The following is a 16,859-nucleotide window of genomic DNA, read 5'->3' as shown; positions in this document are numbered from 1 at the left end:
TTCTATCTTTAACTATCACTATTGCAAAGTTCACACTTACATAGTGCTGATATCAATAACAAAGCGATATTTCACGTCGGAAGCCAGTACACGTTTATATGCTTCGTCAATCTGATCGGCGGAGATGACCTCAATGTTAGGTGCAATATCATGTTCTGCACAGAAATCAAGCATTTCCTGCGTCTCACGGATACCACCAATCATGGAACCTGCGAATGAACGGCGATGACCGATAAGAGAGAATACGTTTACGGCTAGTGGCTCAGCAGGAGCACCCACGTTCACGAGTGTACCATCCAGTGTGAGCAGTGAGAAATAAGCGTTAATGTCAATATTCGCACTTACCGTGTTAATCATCAGATCAAATGTGCCTGCAAGTTTCTCGAATGTTTCCGGTTCGCTTGTGGCAAAGTAGTGATCTGCACCAAATTGCAGTCCATCTTCTTTTTTGCTCAAGGATTGGGAGAGAACCGTTACTTCGGCACCCATCGCATGTGCAATTTTGACAGCCATATGACCAAGACCACCCATACCTACAACGGCAACTTTCTTACCTGGGCCAGCTCCCCAGTGATGCAGTGGTGAATATGTCGTAATACCGGCACAGAGCAAAGGTGCAGCAGCATCAAGTCCAATGTTATCAGGGATGCGAACAATGAAATCCTCTACGACAACAATGTGAGTGGAATATCCACCCTGCGTAGGCTCACCGTATTTGTCTACCCCAGCGTACGTGGGAATATTTCCTTTAAGACAGTATTGCTCTTCACCTTTGCGGCAGTTATCACATTCACCACAAGAGTCAACCATACATCCAACCCCTACTCGGTCACCGACCTTGTATTTGGAGACTCCGGTTCCTACATCGGTCACAATTCCGGCAATTTCGTGTCCAGGAACGAGTGGATAATTCACAGGGCCCCATTCACCGTGGGCAGTATGGATGTCAGAATGGCAGATACCTGCATATTTAATCTCGATTAATACATCATTGGTATCCAGATCACGTCGTTTAATTTCAGCACTTCTGAATTGTTGATCTGGTCCGTCAACGGCTCTGGCTTTAGCTATAATCAATGGGATAACCTCCTAGTAATTTAAAGTTCAAAATAATCTTACCCCCTCTAGTTAACTCTAGGTCAAATGTTTATCTTATTTTTTTATCTCGAACTTACTTTGACATCCAGTAATCCAACATGTTAGAATTCACTCGGATCAATCCTAGAGTTAACTCGAAGTCTACCCCTAATAGAAAGGAATTCATTCTAAATGACCTATTCAATCGGTGAAGTTGCCAGAAAATTAGACCTTACGGTATATACATTGCGTTATTACGACAAGGAAGGACTCATGCCTTTTGTAGAACGAACCACAAGCGGAACACGCTTGTTCAAAGACTCCGACATTGACTTTCTAAAGATCATCCAATGTCTGAAGCTGACCGGCATGCCTATTAAAGACATTAAGGACTTTATTGAATGGTGCTCTGAAGGGGACTCCTCGCTGAAGCAAAGATATGACATGTTTACGGAGCGAAAAGCTATAGTGGAAGCACAAATGGAGGAACTAAGAAGAACCATGGAAGTCATTGAGCACAAACGCTCCTACTACGAAACAGCTTTGGAGGCTGGAACCGAAGAGATTCACAAAATTAAACCGATGGAAAATGCCATCATCAATTGATGGTTCATGCTTTCTATTTTCTAAAATTAGCGCACAAAAAAAGTAGCTTGAAGTCCTCTAACGGATTTCAAGCTACTTTTTTGGGTATGTCTCTACTCATCATTTTTCCAAAAGTTTCATCGTTACATGGATAATCCGGTTTAATTTTTCCTTATCCGTCGAGGTTCTTGCCATGGCTCTGATGCCGACAGAAATATTGTGTAGGTACTCTGCCATTTCCTTCGCATCATGATCAGAAGAGAATTCTCCCTCCCGCTGCCCCCATTGAATAATCTGCTCGAACATACGCTCAGCTTCATTAAACGATTCAAGAGATCGGTTGTCCACTTCCTGATCACGTGCGCCCAGCTCCACAGCCGAGTTCACAATCAAGCAACCCGATGGTGTCTCCTCTGCTTCACTGATCATAACATCGAAAATTTTATGCAGTGCTTCCACTGCCGTCTTGGATGCCTTGATTTCTGCAAGTAATGTGGTACTGACCTTTCCTCTGTAACGATCCATTGCCTGCAAAAACAGCGAATGTTTATCGTCAAATGTATCATATATACTTCTGCGATGAATTCCCATATGCTCAACCAGATCACTCATCGACGTCTTCTCGTAACCTTGTTCCCAGAAGATCTTCATTGCTTTATCCAATACTTCGTTCACTTCAAACTCTTTACTTCTAGCCATTCAACTTCCCTCCCAAAATCAATCTAACACATCGGGAACGATCAGTAAATAAAAGATGCAGATACCCTTTTCATTCTCTTCTGATCATGTATTAGCTGAACCATAAGTGTATATCTTCTGTACTTGTTGTATATCATGACCTGTGTACTTGTGAATATGCAACCAGCAATCAGAATGTCTTATCCATTCACATCAAATGTTTGCCTATTCCTATCCGTTTCTTACCGCCTTCGGTCAATATACGATAGAATGTGATTATTATGTTGTGAGGGAAAAAGGAGAACTTTGCATGTCTGATCAAATACACGAACAACAGAACGAATTAGCCACACTCATTGACCGTCATTCTGACAAGGATGGGGTGCACCTGACGGCGATCCCTTCATTATTTCTAATCCGTGAATCGGTCGTTACTGAACCTATATTTAGGGTGAATGAACCATCCTTCTGCATTATCGTTCAGGGTGAGAAAGAGGTCCTGCTGGGACAGGATCGTTTCCGGTATGGTCCAGGAAGTTATATCGTGGCAACCGTTGACTTGCCGGTTAGTGGACAAGTGATTCAAGCCTCGTCTGAGGCTCCCTATCTGGCCCTGAAACTTGAATTCACATCCAGTGAGATTCTCGAGGTATTGAACCATTCCGATTTTCCAGCAAGACCGCGGAAAACAACGAGGCGTGCGATGTTTGTCAGCCAAGCTGAGCCTTCTCTGCTGGATGCGGTTGTCAGGTTAGCCCGTTTGTTAGAAGATCATTCGGAAGATATCCCACTACTCGCTCCTTTGTTCAAAAAGGAAATTCTCTATAAAGTGCTGAAAGGTCCTCATGGGATTGCTCTGGAACAAGCTACCATGGAGGGCAGCCATACCTATCGCATCAGAGACGTTATTGAATATATTATGAATCATTCTGATCAGAATTTTCGGGTTGAGGAATTGGCGGATTTGGCAAATATGAGCACTGCCTCACTGCACAGACATTTTAAAGAAGTGACTGCCATGAGCCCGATTCAGTTTCAAAAACAACTTAGGCTGCAAGAAGCTCGCCGCTTGTTATTATCCAAGTCCACCGATGCAGCAGATGTAGCATTTCGGGTAGGTTATGAGAGCCCTTCCCAATTCAGTCGTGAATACTCTCGCATGTTCGGATTCCCACCCAGAGAAGACATTAAACGCCTGCGAGGTAAAACCGATGAGACGACTACTTGACTGGTTACTGGCTAGTATCGTTCCCTTACCTCTAGTTTAATCCCAAAAAGGACTCCTTCTGTTTTGTCAGTCGGAGTCCTTCCCTATATGCAAGGATTAATGAAGATCATTAAATCGTTAACATGAAGTCTTTAATACATTAAAAACCATTCGTATATTGTTTTGGAACGTCCGTTGTCTTGCGCAAAGCAGAAGCTGCTTCCAAAGCCCAGTAAGGATTTCTTAACAGCCCTCTGCCAACTGCAACGAGATCAGCTTCTTCATTGCCGATAACTGCATTCGCCAATTTCGGGTCGTCCAGTCTTCCAACAGCAATCACGGGTACATCAAGAGCTTCTTTGATTGCTTTAGCGAGAGGTACTTGATAAGCTGCGTGAGTTCCTGGTCTGCCCGATGCACCAATAGGTCCCTCGCCACCAGATGAGATGTCAAATACGTCAACGCCTGCCTCTTTATAAGCTTTGGCAAACTCGGAACTTTCGTTAATGCCATAGCCACCTTCGACATATTCTTTGGCTGAAATACGCATCATCAGGGGCATGTCTTTTGGTATCTCTGCCTTTGCAGCCTGAATGATCTCCCGTCCAAATAACGTTAAATCTTGACCATATTCATCTTCTCGCTTGTTTGATAGTGGAGAATGGAACTGATGAATCAAATATCCATGCGCGCCATGAAGCTCAATCGCATCAAAACCAGCTTTCACAGCACGGGCTACTGCACTACGGAATTTCTCAACCATTCCTTTTACTTCATCCGTTGTGAGCGCTCTTGGCTGCTTGGAATTCTCATCAAAGGCGATCGCCGATGGAGCTACTGGAACCTCGGCATCTTCTGCTTTGCGGCCCGCATGAGCGATCTGGATAGCGACCTTGGCACCATAACTGTGACACGCATCTACGATTCGTTTCAGAGCCGGGATCTGTTCATCTGACCATAACCCAAGATCATAATCTGAGATCCGGCCATCCGGCTCCACATCTGTCATTTCAATGATAATGAGACCTGTTCCTCCCACGGCACGACTAACGTAGTGCATATAATGCCAATCTGTTGCAATACCATCTTTTTGCTCAACTGAATATTGACACATTGGTGCCATTACGACACGGTTTTTAAGCTCCAGGCTTTTAAAAGAATATGGACTAAACAAATCTGTCATCAAAATAAAACTCCCCTTTTCATGAATCATGTATAATAAAAATGCATGCGCAAGCATCAAAAAAGTGCCTTCGCTAAATAATTCCTTATGATTAAGAACTCGCATGTATCTTTTAGTTCATTTACTTCATCACATAAAGACATTCAAACCCATGCTTTCGCAAAATACGTATAGCCTTTTTGGATTGAAGCATACCAGGTGACATTATAATTACGTTATCTTCTCGAAGAAGGTATTTTTCCCAGGTGAAAGCAAGGCGCCCCAATGAGATATTAATCGTATCCGGAGTAGGATTAGCCATATAATCCGTCGCATCTCGAATATCGATCACTTTATATTGCCGAAAATCACGCTCTTGTCTGAGAAATACTTGATAATCTATATATTCAAGATTGCGCAGTGGCCAAAATTGACGTACAACAATGAAGATACCTAAAATGAAGGTCAAAAGCATCAACATAATCATTGTATAGCCCTCTCTTAACTCATCTGATATCGTCGAAAATTTTGTTTTGGATCAGAGCCCACTCAATGCCTCAGATATTGTATCCTCACCAGCGATTAGATCAAATGAACACCTGTAGGTATTCTTCTCACTCAAACTGGCCAAAATCACATGAGCTACATCTTCACGAGTGATGTTACCGGATGTAATATTCTCAGCAGCAGAAACTTTACCTGTTCCCGGCTCATTCATTAGAATCCCTGGACGTATAATGGTATAAGTTAACCCACTGCTCTCTAACAATTTATCAGCATAGTGTTTCGCTACATAATATGGAAGGATGTTATCATGCCAGTTCTCACGATTATTGGCTTGGATCGCACTCACCATGATAAATCGATCAATACCCGCTTTTTGAGCCGCTTCAATGGTTTTCCCGGCACCATCCAGATCAATCAGGAGTGTTTTATCATATCCCGTTGTACCGCCAGAACCAGCTGCAAATACGATCGCATCACAACCCGTTGCAGCAGCTACAAGTGAGTCAACCGTACCTTCCAAGTCGGCAAGCACCGTTTCCACACCCTGTGCTGCAAATGAATCTGCCTGCTCTTGTTTTCGTACCATAGCAAGAACAGTGTGCTCTTCACTATTCTTCAAAAGATGAATAAGCTGTTGACCAATCTGTCCATTTGATCCTACGACGAATACCTTCATGTTCAATACCTCCTTAATAAATGAATCACCGCATCCATATTTAATTCATGCGCATGCATTTAATTTAAAGGATATATTAAGGAGTGTCAAGTCTTCTTATAGGGTAAATGACTACATTACCCTATATTCACCCTGGCCTTAGAACAATTCTTTAGTGAGATTCTCTAATCGAGTCTCAAATCCATCCTGTTCCAATTCAGTTTGCAAGACCTGATTAAACGTTTGAAGTGCTTTCTTGTATTTATTCTCTCCAAGCTCCGTAATACGAGTGTAAATGCCACGCCGGTCATCTTCACATGCATGTCTTTCCAGCGCCCCACAGTCTTTGGCTTCCATCCTAACGACGAGCCTGGAAGTAGCACTTTGGCTCAACCCCACCAGTTCTTGAAGCTGTTGTAGGCGTAATTCCTTACCCTCCGCATTATATATGAAATTTAACACATAAAATTCCTTCAAAGATAAGTCATATTGTTGAAGCAGAGCTTGTTCCAGCTTCTCGTTCAGATGGGTATGAATGTTAGAGAAAGCCAACCAAACATCCAAACGTTCACTCTTTTGCTGCAATCTAGATCACCCCGCTTGATATTTAATGTCCACCAGCTGTTATCCTATTGTATCAAGCTTAATTACATTGGTCAAAAACCATCCAAGATCAACGTATATAACATTCTAAGCTCATAAGAAGAGCATTTCCCCGTCTTGTAACGACGTTTGGAAATGCTCCAGTATTACCGTTTATGCAGTCTAATCTTACTTCGCGGTAAGCAGGCTATCGGAAATAAATTGCAGCTGACCTTCCAACGTTAACGGATCGTTGTACGAGTCTGAAGTCGGGTCAAGCTGGAACACATGATTTGCCTTCACCGCAGGCAAGTTCTTCCATAATGTATTATCATATACGATCTTGGGATCAGTCGTATCTCCCGACCACGGGCTGGTGAAGATGATATCACCTGCATACTCCGGCAATAGTTCCATGGAAATTGAAGCCCATCCGGTCCCGCTATCAATTGCTTCAGCTTGAGCCTTGGCTGGTGCCTTGAGACCAAACTCCCCGTAAATAATTTCACCGCCTCGACCATAGTTATGACCAAATACAAATAATCCTTTGGCGTACGGATTCAGTATGGACACGGTGCGATCGCCTACAGTTTCCTGAACCTTGGGCTTCAATTCGTTGATCTTCGCTTCCCAGTTAGCATTCCAGGCTATTGCGGCGTCTTCTCTATTGGTGAGCTTACCCATTTCAAGCATTAGATCCTTGAAATCACGCTTTCCAAATGTAATCTGTACGACAGGTGCAATCTGCTCCAGCTTGTCGATGCCTTCTGTTCCAGTGTACACAATAAATAAGTCAGGTTTTAAACTGATTAGTTTCTCTGGTGTAGGCTCTTCACCCAGATCACTGGTACCCGCTGCTGCAAGTTGATCCTTGATATATTTGTTGTTCATCGCTCCTGATAAAGCGCCGACTACCGGTGCATCAAGGGCTACAAAGTAGCCTGTCGAAAATGAGGTCAAATCAATAATGCGCTTAGGATTCTTCGGTACCTGTACTTCGCCTGCATCCGATTGATATGTAACCAGCTCCTCTTCAGTAGTGGCACTGGTTTCAGCGGAAGAAGCTGCATTCGAGTCCGTCTTGGTTTCTGTATCCGCAGCTGCATTGGTGCTGCCCGCGGTTGTACTATTGGTCTTGGCAGATTGTCCACATGCACTCAGTATTAGTAGCAAGATGAGTGACATCATGAACCATATTGGTGTTCTCTGTTTCAGCAAAATAAACCCACCTCTTCATTGATATTGATAATCGTTATCAACGATAACATGCTCTGAATGTTTTTACAAGACAAGTTTATTTCACTCACTCTATGAATTCTAACTTGCAAGTCACCACGTTAAACAGCTATCATCAATAGAGTAAATAATAATACAAATAAAGGAACACATTGGAAAGCCAATGAAACGTATTCAAGGAGGAAAACATGGAAGAGATTATATTGTGGTTAAAGTATTTGTTTTTAGGTATTGTTCAAGGTGCGACAGAACCAATCCCCGTCTCCTCAAGCGGTCACCTGATCATCGCTCAGAGACTTATGGGCATGAAGCAGAATGGATTGTCATTTGAGATTTTAACGAACACGGCATCACTTATCGCTATTATTTTTATATACCGGGAAGATATCAAAAAGTTGATCATTGGTGCACTAGGTTACCTGCGTACTCGTAAAGAAGAATATCGAGCAGACTTCATGTTTTGCTTATACATAATTATTGGTACGATCCCTGCTGCTGTCGTTGCAGTCCTGTTCAAGGACCGGATTGAAGAAATTTTCTCGTCCGTATATACCGTTTCCATCGCGCTATTGATCACCGGGGTTGCCTTATGGCTGATTCGTAATCTCCGTGGTCGCAAGCAAGACGGTGATCTGTCTACAAAAGATGCATTGTTGGTAGGTCTGGCTCAGGCGGTCGCTCTTATTCCGGGCATTAGCCGCTCAGGTGCAACTGTAATTGCGTCCATCGCTGTTGGCATGAAACAGGAAACAGCTTTGAAGTTCTCCTTCATGTTGTACATTCCCATAAGTATTGGCGGACTCATTATGGGGGTATCCGACATCGCCAATGATCCGAATCGATCACAGCTGGCTATCCCTTATCTGATCGCATTCATCACGACGCTTTTCGTCACGTATTTCTCCATGAGATGGTTTATGGGCATTATGGCCAAAGGCAACCTGAAATACTTTTCGTATTACTGTTTTGCCGCAGGTACTTTGTTGCTGATTTTCTTATAAAAAAAGTCCACACACCAAAAGGAACAACCAGCGATGGTTGTTCCTTTGTTGTATAGTGGCAGAGCCATAATGACCTATAGCAGGAGCTAAACGGTCAGGCGCGTAGCCTTGTTGCTTCTGTTAACCAGCTCTGTAGCCGCGAACATAACACTGAACAGAATCAGCAGGATCAGGGGTACCATTGACATTCCCCATTGGCTGGCTATAAGTCCCATACCTAACGGGATGAGTGTTGAACCTGTATAGGCACTGGCCATTTCAAGTCCAATTACACTTGGGGATGCCTTCTCACCGAAGCGTTCCGGTGTCGCATGAACAATACTCGGATAGATCGGTGCTCCGCCCAATCCCACGATAAATAAAGCCCCTGCAGCAATCCAGTAAGGAATCGGCATAACCAGGATAACCAATCCGAAGCATCCAACGATTCCACCATATCTGATGAGATTTTTGCTGGATACATGAGTCGAAAGAAAGCCTGAGATTACACGTCCCAAGATAATGCCAATGAAAAATAGGGAGGATAGTGCTGCGGCAGTACCTGGAGAAACTCCTTTGCTAACAATGAAGAAAGTAGCCATCCACAGACCGGCAGCAGTTTCGGAACCATTGTAACAGAGCATCGCAAGCATCGACATTTTCACGCCGGGGATACGTATGGCCTCACGGTTGCTCACGCGTTTCTTCTCATCACCTGAACCCTCTACTCTTCCCTTCTCAAAAATCCTCCATAGAGACAAAGTTGATAATAAGACCACCACGATCCCAAGCAAAATCAACCCCACAGTTACGTATCCTGCACGCCAGTTGTTTGCTTGATTCAGCCAATATGCCATAACGAGTGGGCCTGTCACTGCGCCAATTCCCCAGAAACAATGCAACCAGTTCATATGCTTGGCCTTGAAATGCAATGCTACATAATTACTTAGTGCCGCATCCACCGAACCTGCACCCAGACCGAGAGGGATCGCCAGAATCAGTAAAAACACAAAATTCTCAGAGAATGAGAATCCCAACAGCGCGATCGTTGTTGAGAGTATACTGAACAATGTGACTTTACCCGTTCCGAACCGGTGTAACAATCGGCTGGCAGACAGACTTGACACTACTGTACTAAATGAAATGATTAGAGATATATAACCAGCCATTTCTGTTGTCGCATGTATATCGTGTTTCATAACGGACCAGGCACTGCCAAGTAAAGCATCAGGTAATCCCAGCCCTATAAATGCGAGATAAATAATGATTAACAATAACGTGACCATCTGGGTGTAGTCTCCTCAGTTTGTTTGAATTCTGATTTGCATTGAACCACCCATATAATAATATTGATATTTGTATTGATGATCTTCCTTAATATTGACTTAATATATCAGTATCCTGATATATTCTGGCGACTTATAACCTATATCACTGGTTCAAAATAGGAATTTCTCCAAGCAAATGCTTCAAGTTAATGGCATCCCACGGCATATGCTCAGTTATTCCTAATCCAACTACATCTGTTTCTTCAGACAGTTCTTTGATCAGATGAAGCAAGTGAGGGATTTGCATGGTTCCCGCTGGTGAAAACACATAAGGTTCCCCTGGTTTGGCGAATAACAATGAACGGAACATGTTGGGATCAAGCACATCCAGATCAAGGTGAATTGCCAGATGTTTGAACCCAGTCTCTTTAATCCACTTCTTAATCGAATCCATGTCATGGGTTAATTCTTCAGTTCCAGCCGTTCGGATACCCAATCTTTGAATCACTTCGGTTTCCTGTTCCGTGGGGGTTGTCAACCCGGCCATGAAGACATGTTCAGGCTTCAAAGGGACTCTCACATGTTTGGCAAACTCCGGGTCTCCTTCCCCAAGAAGGTTCCCGAGCGGTAAAGTATGACCGTTGTCATAGCCTTCGTATCTAACCAAATCACCGTGAGCATCAATCCATATCAAACCCAGTTCTCCGCCATATCGTTCATTTAAATAAGCAAACGGGGCTTGTTCAACCAAACAGTCACCACCAAACATGACAATGCGATCAGGCTGGTGAGCTTGAATAATATGCTGGGCAGCCAGCAATTGCTGAAGCAGCTGTGTTCTGCCTTTAATTCCGTTCTCGCTTACCAGAGGTGTTCCATCATATGCTTCGACAGGGACATGAATGAGAGTTTGATTACTGTCAGGTGCGAGCCAAGCAAGCAGTTCCGCTCCAAAAGAGTAGTTCGGATTATCTCCACCTTGCCATTGTGGCATAAGCAGACGTATTGTTTTTTGAGTCATCGTAAATCTCCTTTACTTCAAAGTAAGGTTAGTATAAACTGAGCCCAAACAAATAAATAGTACGGTCTAATATGATAGGTACTACCCGAAAGGATAGTGTAAATGATGAGTATGGCTGAATATCACGGTAAAGTGAAAAACATTCAAGATACCCCTTTTGGATACACGTTGTCAGTCATTGGTGGCAAATGGAAAATGGTGATTATGTATCTCCTGGCAGAAAACCAGCCCGTCCGCTTTAATGAACTGAAAAGACAGATTGGCGCCATCACGTATAAAACGCTGAGTTCACAGCTCAAAGAATTGGAAGCAGATGGTATGGTCGAACGAAAAGAGTATCCCCAAGTCCCTCCTAAAGTCGAGTATCGTCTGACGGCCAAAGCTGAAACGTTATTGCCCGTTTTGGAAGGCCTATGTGAATGGGGTGTCCAACATCAAGAACCTTCGATCAATAATAGCGCAACGGATTGAACGCTTTTGTCTATATACTCAGATGAGATAATTTGACTAAATGGAGTATGTTAAAACGCAAAAAGTCGCCAATCGGCGACTTTTTTACTTTTATCTTGTGTTCCTCTGTCCGTTCAGCACAATAAAAGCTGTGATTCGTAGAATTATACTTTTTCGTGTACCAGATCTTTCTGATATGCCAACACTCTGTCCCAATTTCCGCTGAAAACAGGAATTCGATAATACCCTACACGCTCATACAGCGCTGCAGCTTCTGGTTGCAAGGGACCTGTTTGCAGTTTCAGATTGGTATAACCAAGTTCGTTCGCAAGACGCTCTGCCTCGGCCAATATAGCTTGGGCAATCCCCTTACGGCGGTAACCACTGCGTGTATACATGCGTTTAACTTCTACAGATGTTTCATCAAGGGGTCTAAGTGCTCCGCAACCAACCGGATACCCGTCGATCCTGGCAACGATAAAAGCCGCACGTGGCACCTCAACGTCTGACAGTTGAAATCTTGCAGTTCCATCACCGCCATATAACAACCCGAGTTCTTCACTCAGTTCCTTGATCAGTAACAGCGAATCTTCGCTTCGAATATCTTCAGCTGCTGCATGCACGATATGTGTCATCCCACATACCCCCTTTATCTTATTGGACTTATTGGTTTAAATGATATATCTAAATTATCATTCCCAACAGCAAGCGTCAATTCCCTCATTCATTGAATATTTCTATAAGCATCTGAACGTATCTTTTTGCCGTCTTTATTCGTTTACATAAGAAATATAACGAGTAACGATGTATATGAATTCCAACTCTCGGAGGTCTGATATTATGGAAATTTCAAAGGGAATAGCAATGCTTCAGCTTGATTTTGAGGGGAATATAATTCACCCTGTTCTGATATGGGATGAAGAAATGGCTGTGTTAATAGATACCGGTTTCCCTGGACAATATGACGATTTATGTATCGAACTCGAAAAGGTAGGTGTGCCGATCAGCCAACTTAAAGCAGTGATTTTCACACATCAGGATGTGGACCATATCGGGTGTCTTCCCGAGATTTTGAAAGAGTGTGGCTCACAAGTCAAGATATATGCACATGAGCTGGATAAGCCATATATTGAGGGACAGCTCCCTCTTCTCAAAGATGGTCACCTTGAGCATTCTCCAAAGGGCAAAGTAGATGAAACGGTGTCTGATGGTCAGGAACTGCCGTTTTGCGGTGGAATTCGCGTTATTCATACACCTGGTCATACGCCAGGTCATATCAGTCTATACTTGATGGACAGCAAGACGCTCATCGCCGGGGATTCAATGTTCAGTGTAGACGGCAGGCTTGGAGGCATTCATGAACCAACTACGCTGGATACAGAGACAGCTCGATTCTCTTTGAAAAAGTATATCGAACTCGACATTACATCTGTGATTTGTTATCACGGTGGACGAAGTCATGGGAATGTAAATGAACAGATCTCAGAACTTACTCAGGGGTTATAGTTATTAAAATTGCTGATCCGCGAATGGTTACCGTCTAAACCCAATAACCATTCTTAGTCTTAGCATAGTCTTCCTATTGCTTGGCATATTGCAAAATGGCTGTAGCCGCACGAATTCGCAGCTCTTCTTCTTCACTGTGTAACGCTTCTCTCAGCACCTGGAGAGCTGTTTGAATTGTGGCTTCATCTACCCCTGTTGAGAGAGAGTTGGTTGCTTCGGCTGTTATACTGACTGCAAGACCTCGATCCAGATGTGCTTGTGATATGGGATACTCAAACTTCGCAAGGATGGCTGAATCATTTTGCAGTGCCTGCACTTTGCCATTCAGCTCAGCGAGAGGAATACGACCCAACCATGTAACTCCCCGACGGTGACAGATCAAGTCGTTTTCTGTGCCAGCGGAATCGTCGTAATAATAATCCCCGATATCCCCAACATACGTCCATTCATCATCGCTAATTATTACATAATCTCCATCCTGCATGAGGTTAACAAACATATGTAGTGTCGCGAGTGTGCTCGCCAATTCTGCTTCATCCAAGCTATAGTATTGAACCAACTGTTCCTTCCATAGCTCCGGGGGCGTTTGCTCCAGATCCCCTGTACCTGACCAAGCAATACCAATATAATTGTCTTCCAAAAATGATGTTACTCTGTTGACTCCGTGCACGGTGGACTGGATGTGATACAGATTCATGCGTACCGCCTTCCTTTCACTCATTCGTATGAACATAGTTAACCATTGTAACATTAGTGGTGTCTATTTCAAACGTAATGATCTCTTCAAGTTCTATACTTCATACTAAATATTCTTTTTGGTATAGCCCTAGGCTATAACTAGGTATAATTTAATGGAATTACATTATAACTCCGGATCTGTGATAAATTTTGTGTAACATAAAAGCAGAGGGGTTTTAAACAATGACAAAAAGTAGTGTATTGGGATATCCGCGTATTGGTGCTGATCGGGAATGGAAGAAAGCGTTGGAAGCGTTCTGGGCAGGTAAGCTGGAGGAAACAGAGTTTCACGCACGTTTGCAGGAGATCCGTATCGAACATTTGCGCAAACAACAAGCGAAAGGCATCGACATTATTCCAGTTAATGACTTTAGCTATTATGATCATATCCTGGATACGGCCGTGATGTTTGGCATTATTCCTAAACGTTTTGCTTATGATGGTGGCTCTGTTCCGTTGTCCGTATATTATGGCATCGCTCGGGGAACAAAAGATGCCGCAGCAAGTGAAATGACAAAATGGTTTAACACTAACTATCACTACATAGTACCTGAGCTGGACGGGGCTTCCCCAACTCTGACGGAAAACAAACCACTTCTCGCTTATCGTGAAGCAAAAGAAAAACTCGGCATTGAAGGCAAACCGGTTATTGTTGGACCGTTAACCTTCCTGAAGCTCTCCAAAGGTTATGATAAATCCGAGACAGACGCTTGGTTGGACCGCTTGCTGCCACTTTACACTCAATTGCTTCAAGAACTTGCAAGCGAAGGCGTTCAGTGGGTGCAGATCGACGAACCTATCCTGGTAACCAAATTAAGCGATGAAGACGTACAGCGTCTGAATAAAATATATAAAACATTTGCCGCAGCCGTTCCAGGCCTGAATATCATGCTGCAAACGTACTTTGAATCTGTAGAAAACTACAACGAGATTGTTGCACTGTCAGTTCAAGGTGTAGGACTTGATTTTGTACACGGGCTCTCTGGTAACACACAATCTATTCGGACATCCGGTTTCCCGGCAGACAAAGTGCTCGGAGCAGGTATTATTGATGGACGTGGGATCTGGAAAGCTTCCCTTCAAGCAAAACTGAATTTGCTGAATGAATTGACTGAGTTCGTGACACCTGAACGTATCATCGTGCAATCATCTTGCAGCCTGCTGCATGTGCCAGTAACCACAGACCGCGAGGCAAAACTTACATCTGAACTGAAGAATGCACTCGCATTTGCAGATGAAAAGCTGGATGAGATTGTTCTTTTGACTACAGCCTTATCTTCACCAAGTGCAGAGATTACCGCCAAAATAGACGAAGCAGAGCTTCCTCTTCTGGCGCTTCAGCAATCCGAAGATCGGAACCGTACCGCTGTACAGAAAGCCGTTGCTTCCATCAGTGTTCAACAGCCAGAACGCTCGCGTCCTTTTGCAGAACGTCATGAAGCCCAACAGGCCAAATGGCAATTGCCACTCTTCCCGACAACAACGATTGGTAGTTTCCCACAATCTGCTGAAGTCAGAAAAGCACGTCAGTTGTGGCGCAAGGGTGAGTTGAACAACGAACAGTATGCTGCCTTCATCCGGGAGCAGATTGATATCTGGATTAAGATTCAGGAAGAGATCGGAATTGACGTACTGGTGCATGGTGAGTTTGAGCGTACCGACATGGTTGAATTCTTTGGCGAGAAACTGGCCGGTTTTGCCTTTACACAGTTCGGCTGGGTACAATCATATGGTTCACGTTGCGTGAAGCCACCTATTATCTTCGGCGATGTTGCATTTACGGGTGAAATGACGGTGGAAGAAACGAAATATGCCCAATCGCAGACTGAGCGTCCTGTCAAAGGCATGCTGACTGGCCCGATTACCATCATGAACTGGTCATTCGTACGCGAAGACATTGCTCGTGAGCAGATTGCCTATCAATTAGCGTATGCGTTGAGACAGGAAGTCGAAGCACTTGAACAGGCAGGCATTGGTATGATCCAGGTTGACGAGCCGGCTGTTCGTGAAGGACTTCCGCTGAAAGAAAATGAACAAGCCGATTACCTGGCTTGGGCTGTCAAAGCGTTCCGTATCTCTACGTGCACAGTGCATGAAACGACTCAAATTCATACGCATATGTGCTATTGCGAATTCCATGACATGATTGATTCCATTGAAGCTATGGATGCAGATGTTATCTCCATTGAGACATCCCGTAGTCACGGTGAACTGATTCATAGTTTTGAAGAAAATACGTATGAGCTCGGTATCGGTCTTGGCGTATATGACATCCATAGTCCACGTGTTCCGAGCGTAGATGAAATGAGCAGCATGATTGAACGTGCCCTGCGTGTTCTTGATCCGAAGTTGTTCTGGATTAACCCGGACTGCGGATTAAAAACCCGTGGACAGGAAGAAACGGTAGCTTCCCTGCGTAACATGGTTGACGCAACCAGAATCGCTCGCACCAATCACGCTTCAGCTGCTGTATTGTAATCAGCTGCGAAGCAGCATAGCTTCAAAAGTAAAGCCGGACACCCCTTCGTTAAATGGGTGTCCGGCTTTTTATATGGTTACTTTTTGTAGTTACTTTTAACGTACATTCATTTCACTTGTAACATGGCGATCTCTGGCGTTCCTGCCCTTTTCTCACCACCATCCAAAGCTTACGACTAGATACTCTCTTCCAGCCATTGCTGCAACGGCATATCTTCGGTCAGTTCACCGAGCAGTATGTGACGGAACTCCCCATCCCCATCAATAACCATCGTTGCGGGCAAACCTGTAATACGATACATACCTGATATGTTGCCCGTCACATCAATAATCACTGGAAAATCAAACGCCTGCTTATCCATAAACTCACGGATCGTGCCCTTCGATTCCCCCACGTTAACAAACAGGGTTTCCACATCGTTCTGATAGTCCTGAGCAATCTGGTGAACGAGCGGCATCTCCCTTACGCAAGGTGTGCACCATGAAGCCCAGAAGTTAATCATGACGGCTTTGCCCTGATAATCGGACAGGCTGACTTGTTCCCCTGCTGAATTAACCGCTGTGAACTCAGGGGCTTTTGCACCTGCTTCAATAGCGTTGCCTCGCTGAGATTCGGGTGTCGATACATTTTCGAAAATGGCCCATGTACCTGCGAGCAATGCAACTACACCAATCAAAATTGTAAGTGTACGTCTGCTTTTAAAACTCTTTTTCTGCAATAAACTCACC

General features: G+C 44.0%; 18 protein-coding genes. 6 read left to right on the top strand and 12 right to left on the bottom strand.

The annotated features are described in order from the left end of the window. Positions 1-36 precede the first annotated feature (36 nt). On the bottom strand, positions 37-1,077 hold the full coding sequence (locus MKZ13_RS14775; RefSeq protein ID WP_339185015.1) for an NAD(P)-dependent alcohol dehydrogenase: 1,041 nt from the start codon (positions 1,075-1,077) through the stop codon (positions 37-39). 192 nt (positions 1,078-1,269) lie between these two features. Here MKZ13_RS14775 and MKZ13_RS14770 point away from each other — a divergent pair, with 192 nt between their 5' ends. After that, positions 1,270-1,683, top strand: coding sequence for a MerR family transcriptional regulator (locus MKZ13_RS14770; protein WP_339185013.1), 414 nt, complete (start codon positions 1,270-1,272; stop codon positions 1,681-1,683). Between the two features lie 99 nt (positions 1,684-1,782). On the opposite strand, the gene MKZ13_RS14765 is transcribed toward MKZ13_RS14770, so the two are convergent. Next, a complete protein-coding gene (locus tag MKZ13_RS14765; protein ID WP_339185011.1) occupies positions 1,783-2,361 on the bottom strand; it encodes a TetR/AcrR family transcriptional regulator in 579 nt (192 codons plus the stop codon). Between the two features lie 289 nt (positions 2,362-2,650). Between MKZ13_RS14765 and MKZ13_RS14760 the strand changes: the two genes are divergently transcribed. Then, a complete protein-coding gene (locus MKZ13_RS14760) occupies positions 2,651-3,568 on the top strand; it encodes an AraC family transcriptional regulator (RefSeq protein ID WP_221819386.1) in 918 nt (305 codons plus the stop codon). A 139-nt stretch (positions 3,569-3,707) separates the two neighbouring features. On the opposite strand, the gene MKZ13_RS14755 is transcribed toward MKZ13_RS14760, so the two are convergent. The 5 genes from MKZ13_RS14755 to MKZ13_RS14735 all read right to left on the bottom strand — a co-directional run bounded on the left by MKZ13_RS14755 (position 3,708) and on the right by MKZ13_RS14735 (position 7,671). Continuing rightward, entirely contained in the window at positions 3,708-4,730 is a 1,023-nt protein-coding gene (locus MKZ13_RS14755) for an NADH:flavin oxidoreductase/NADH oxidase (protein ID WP_339185009.1), read from the bottom strand. A 121-nt stretch (positions 4,731-4,851) separates the two neighbouring features. Beyond that, a complete protein-coding gene (locus MKZ13_RS14750) occupies positions 4,852-5,196 on the bottom strand; it encodes a rhodanese-like domain-containing protein (RefSeq protein WP_145317423.1) in 345 nt (114 codons plus the stop codon). 51 nt (positions 5,197-5,247) lie between these two features. Then, positions 5,248-5,892: an SDR family oxidoreductase gene (locus MKZ13_RS14745; RefSeq protein WP_221819388.1), complete on the bottom strand. Its 645-nt coding sequence runs from the start codon at positions 5,890-5,892 to the stop codon at positions 5,248-5,250. 138 nt (positions 5,893-6,030) lie between these two features. Continuing rightward, positions 6,031-6,456: a MarR family transcriptional regulator gene (locus tag MKZ13_RS14740; RefSeq protein ID WP_237175444.1), complete on the bottom strand. Its 426-nt coding sequence runs from the start codon at positions 6,454-6,456 to the stop codon at positions 6,031-6,033. Positions 6,457-6,642: 186 nt separating this feature from the next. After that, a complete protein-coding gene (locus tag MKZ13_RS14735) occupies positions 6,643-7,671 on the bottom strand; it encodes an ABC transporter substrate-binding protein (RefSeq protein ID WP_339185004.1) in 1,029 nt (342 codons plus the stop codon). A 206-nt stretch (positions 7,672-7,877) separates the two neighbouring features. Here MKZ13_RS14735 and MKZ13_RS14730 point away from each other — a divergent pair, with 206 nt between their 5' ends. Next, on the top strand, positions 7,878-8,690 hold the full coding sequence (locus MKZ13_RS14730; protein WP_221819389.1) for an undecaprenyl-diphosphate phosphatase: 813 nt from the start codon (positions 7,878-7,880) through the stop codon (positions 8,688-8,690). Positions 8,691-8,776: 86 nt separating this feature from the next. On the opposite strand, the gene MKZ13_RS14725 is transcribed toward MKZ13_RS14730, so the two are convergent. Both MKZ13_RS14725 and MKZ13_RS14720 read right to left on the bottom strand, forming a co-directional pair. Further along, complete coding sequence (locus tag MKZ13_RS14725; RefSeq protein ID WP_339185001.1) at positions 8,777-9,955, bottom strand: MFS transporter; 1,179 nt, start codon at positions 9,953-9,955, stop codon at positions 8,777-8,779. Positions 9,956-10,100: 145 nt separating this feature from the next. Further along, positions 10,101-10,958: an arginase family protein gene (locus MKZ13_RS14720; RefSeq protein ID WP_339184999.1), complete on the bottom strand. Its 858-nt coding sequence runs from the start codon at positions 10,956-10,958 to the stop codon at positions 10,101-10,103. Between the two features lie 105 nt (positions 10,959-11,063). Here MKZ13_RS14720 and MKZ13_RS14715 point away from each other — a divergent pair, with 105 nt between their 5' ends. Beyond that, entirely contained in the window at positions 11,064-11,429 is a 366-nt protein-coding gene (locus MKZ13_RS14715; RefSeq protein WP_339184997.1) for a helix-turn-helix domain-containing protein, read from the top strand. Positions 11,430-11,572: 143 nt separating this feature from the next. Here MKZ13_RS14715 and MKZ13_RS14710 read toward each other — a convergent pair whose 3' ends face one another. Beyond that, positions 11,573-12,043 carry a GNAT family N-acetyltransferase gene (locus MKZ13_RS14710; protein ID WP_339184994.1) on the bottom strand — a complete coding sequence of 157 codons (471 nt, stop codon included), beginning with the start codon at positions 12,041-12,043 and terminating at the stop codon, positions 11,573-11,575. Between the two features lie 205 nt (positions 12,044-12,248). Here MKZ13_RS14710 and MKZ13_RS14705 point away from each other — a divergent pair, with 205 nt between their 5' ends. Beyond that, on the top strand, positions 12,249-12,914 hold the full coding sequence (locus MKZ13_RS14705) for an MBL fold metallo-hydrolase (protein ID WP_339184992.1): 666 nt from the start codon (positions 12,249-12,251) through the stop codon (positions 12,912-12,914). A gap of 73 nt (positions 12,915-12,987) precedes the next feature. On the opposite strand, the gene MKZ13_RS14700 is transcribed toward MKZ13_RS14705, so the two are convergent. Beyond that, positions 12,988-13,611, bottom strand: coding sequence for a hypothetical protein (locus MKZ13_RS14700; RefSeq protein WP_339184989.1), 624 nt, complete (start codon positions 13,609-13,611; stop codon positions 12,988-12,990). A gap of 224 nt (positions 13,612-13,835) precedes the next feature. Here MKZ13_RS14700 and metE point away from each other — a divergent pair, with 224 nt between their 5' ends. After that, positions 13,836-16,130, top strand: a complete 2,295-nt coding sequence (gene metE, locus MKZ13_RS14695) for a 5-methyltetrahydropteroyltriglutamate--homocysteine S-methyltransferase (protein ID WP_339184985.1) — start codon at positions 13,836-13,838, stop codon at positions 16,128-16,130. Between the two features lie 176 nt (positions 16,131-16,306). Here metE and MKZ13_RS14690 read toward each other — a convergent pair whose 3' ends face one another. Continuing rightward, entirely contained in the window at positions 16,307-16,858 is a 552-nt protein-coding gene (locus MKZ13_RS14690; RefSeq protein ID WP_339184983.1) for a redoxin domain-containing protein, read from the bottom strand. Position 16,859 lies beyond the last annotated feature (1 nt).

The organism is Paenibacillus sp. FSL R5-0701 (assembly GCF_037973995.1).
In the GTDB taxonomy this organism is placed as follows: Bacteria; Bacillota; Bacilli; order Paenibacillales; family Paenibacillaceae; genus Paenibacillus.
This window is presented reverse-complemented; position numbering and strand designations above follow the sequence as displayed.

What these genes read in the sequence shown, in the direction of transcription:
- MKZ13_RS14700 (WP_339184989.1), bottom strand. Translation starts at nt 13,611, where the DNA reads ATGAATCTGTATCACATCCAGTCCACCGTGCACGGAGTCAACAGAGTA.
- MKZ13_RS14755 (WP_339185009.1), bottom strand. Translation starts at nt 4,730, where the DNA reads ATGACAGATTTGTTTAGTCCATATTCTTTTAAAAGCCTGGAGCTTAAA.
- MKZ13_RS14720 (WP_339184999.1), bottom strand. Translation starts at nt 10,958, where the DNA reads ATGACTCAAAAAACAATACGTCTGCTTATGCCACAATGGCAAGGTGGA.
- MKZ13_RS14730 (WP_221819389.1), top strand. Translation starts at nt 7,878, where the DNA reads ATGGAAGAGATTATATTGTGGTTAAAGTATTTGTTTTTAGGTATTGTT.
- metE (WP_339184985.1), top strand. Translation starts at nt 13,836, where the DNA reads ATGACAAAAAGTAGTGTATTGGGATATCCGCGTATTGGTGCTGATCGG.
- MKZ13_RS14715 (WP_339184997.1), top strand. Translation starts at nt 11,064, where the DNA reads ATGAGTATGGCTGAATATCACGGTAAAGTGAAAAACATTCAAGATACC.
- MKZ13_RS14770 (WP_339185013.1), top strand. Translation starts at nt 1,270, where the DNA reads ATGACCTATTCAATCGGTGAAGTTGCCAGAAAATTAGACCTTACGGTA.
- MKZ13_RS14745 (WP_221819388.1), bottom strand. Translation starts at nt 5,892, where the DNA reads ATGAAGGTATTCGTCGTAGGATCAAATGGACAGATTGGTCAACAGCTT.
- MKZ13_RS14710 (WP_339184994.1), bottom strand. Translation starts at nt 12,043, where the DNA reads ATGACACATATCGTGCATGCAGCAGCTGAAGATATTCGAAGCGAAGAT.
- MKZ13_RS14760 (WP_221819386.1), top strand. Translation starts at nt 2,651, where the DNA reads ATGTCTGATCAAATACACGAACAACAGAACGAATTAGCCACACTCATT.
- MKZ13_RS14765 (WP_339185011.1), bottom strand. Translation starts at nt 2,361, where the DNA reads ATGGCTAGAAGTAAAGAGTTTGAAGTGAACGAAGTATTGGATAAAGCA.
- MKZ13_RS14705 (WP_339184992.1), top strand. Translation starts at nt 12,249, where the DNA reads ATGGAAATTTCAAAGGGAATAGCAATGCTTCAGCTTGATTTTGAGGGG.
- MKZ13_RS14750 (WP_145317423.1), bottom strand. Translation starts at nt 5,196, where the DNA reads ATGATTATGTTGATGCTTTTGACCTTCATTTTAGGTATCTTCATTGTT.
- MKZ13_RS14725 (WP_339185001.1), bottom strand. Translation starts at nt 9,955, where the DNA reads ATGGTCACGTTATTGTTAATCATTATTTATCTCGCATTTATAGGGCTG.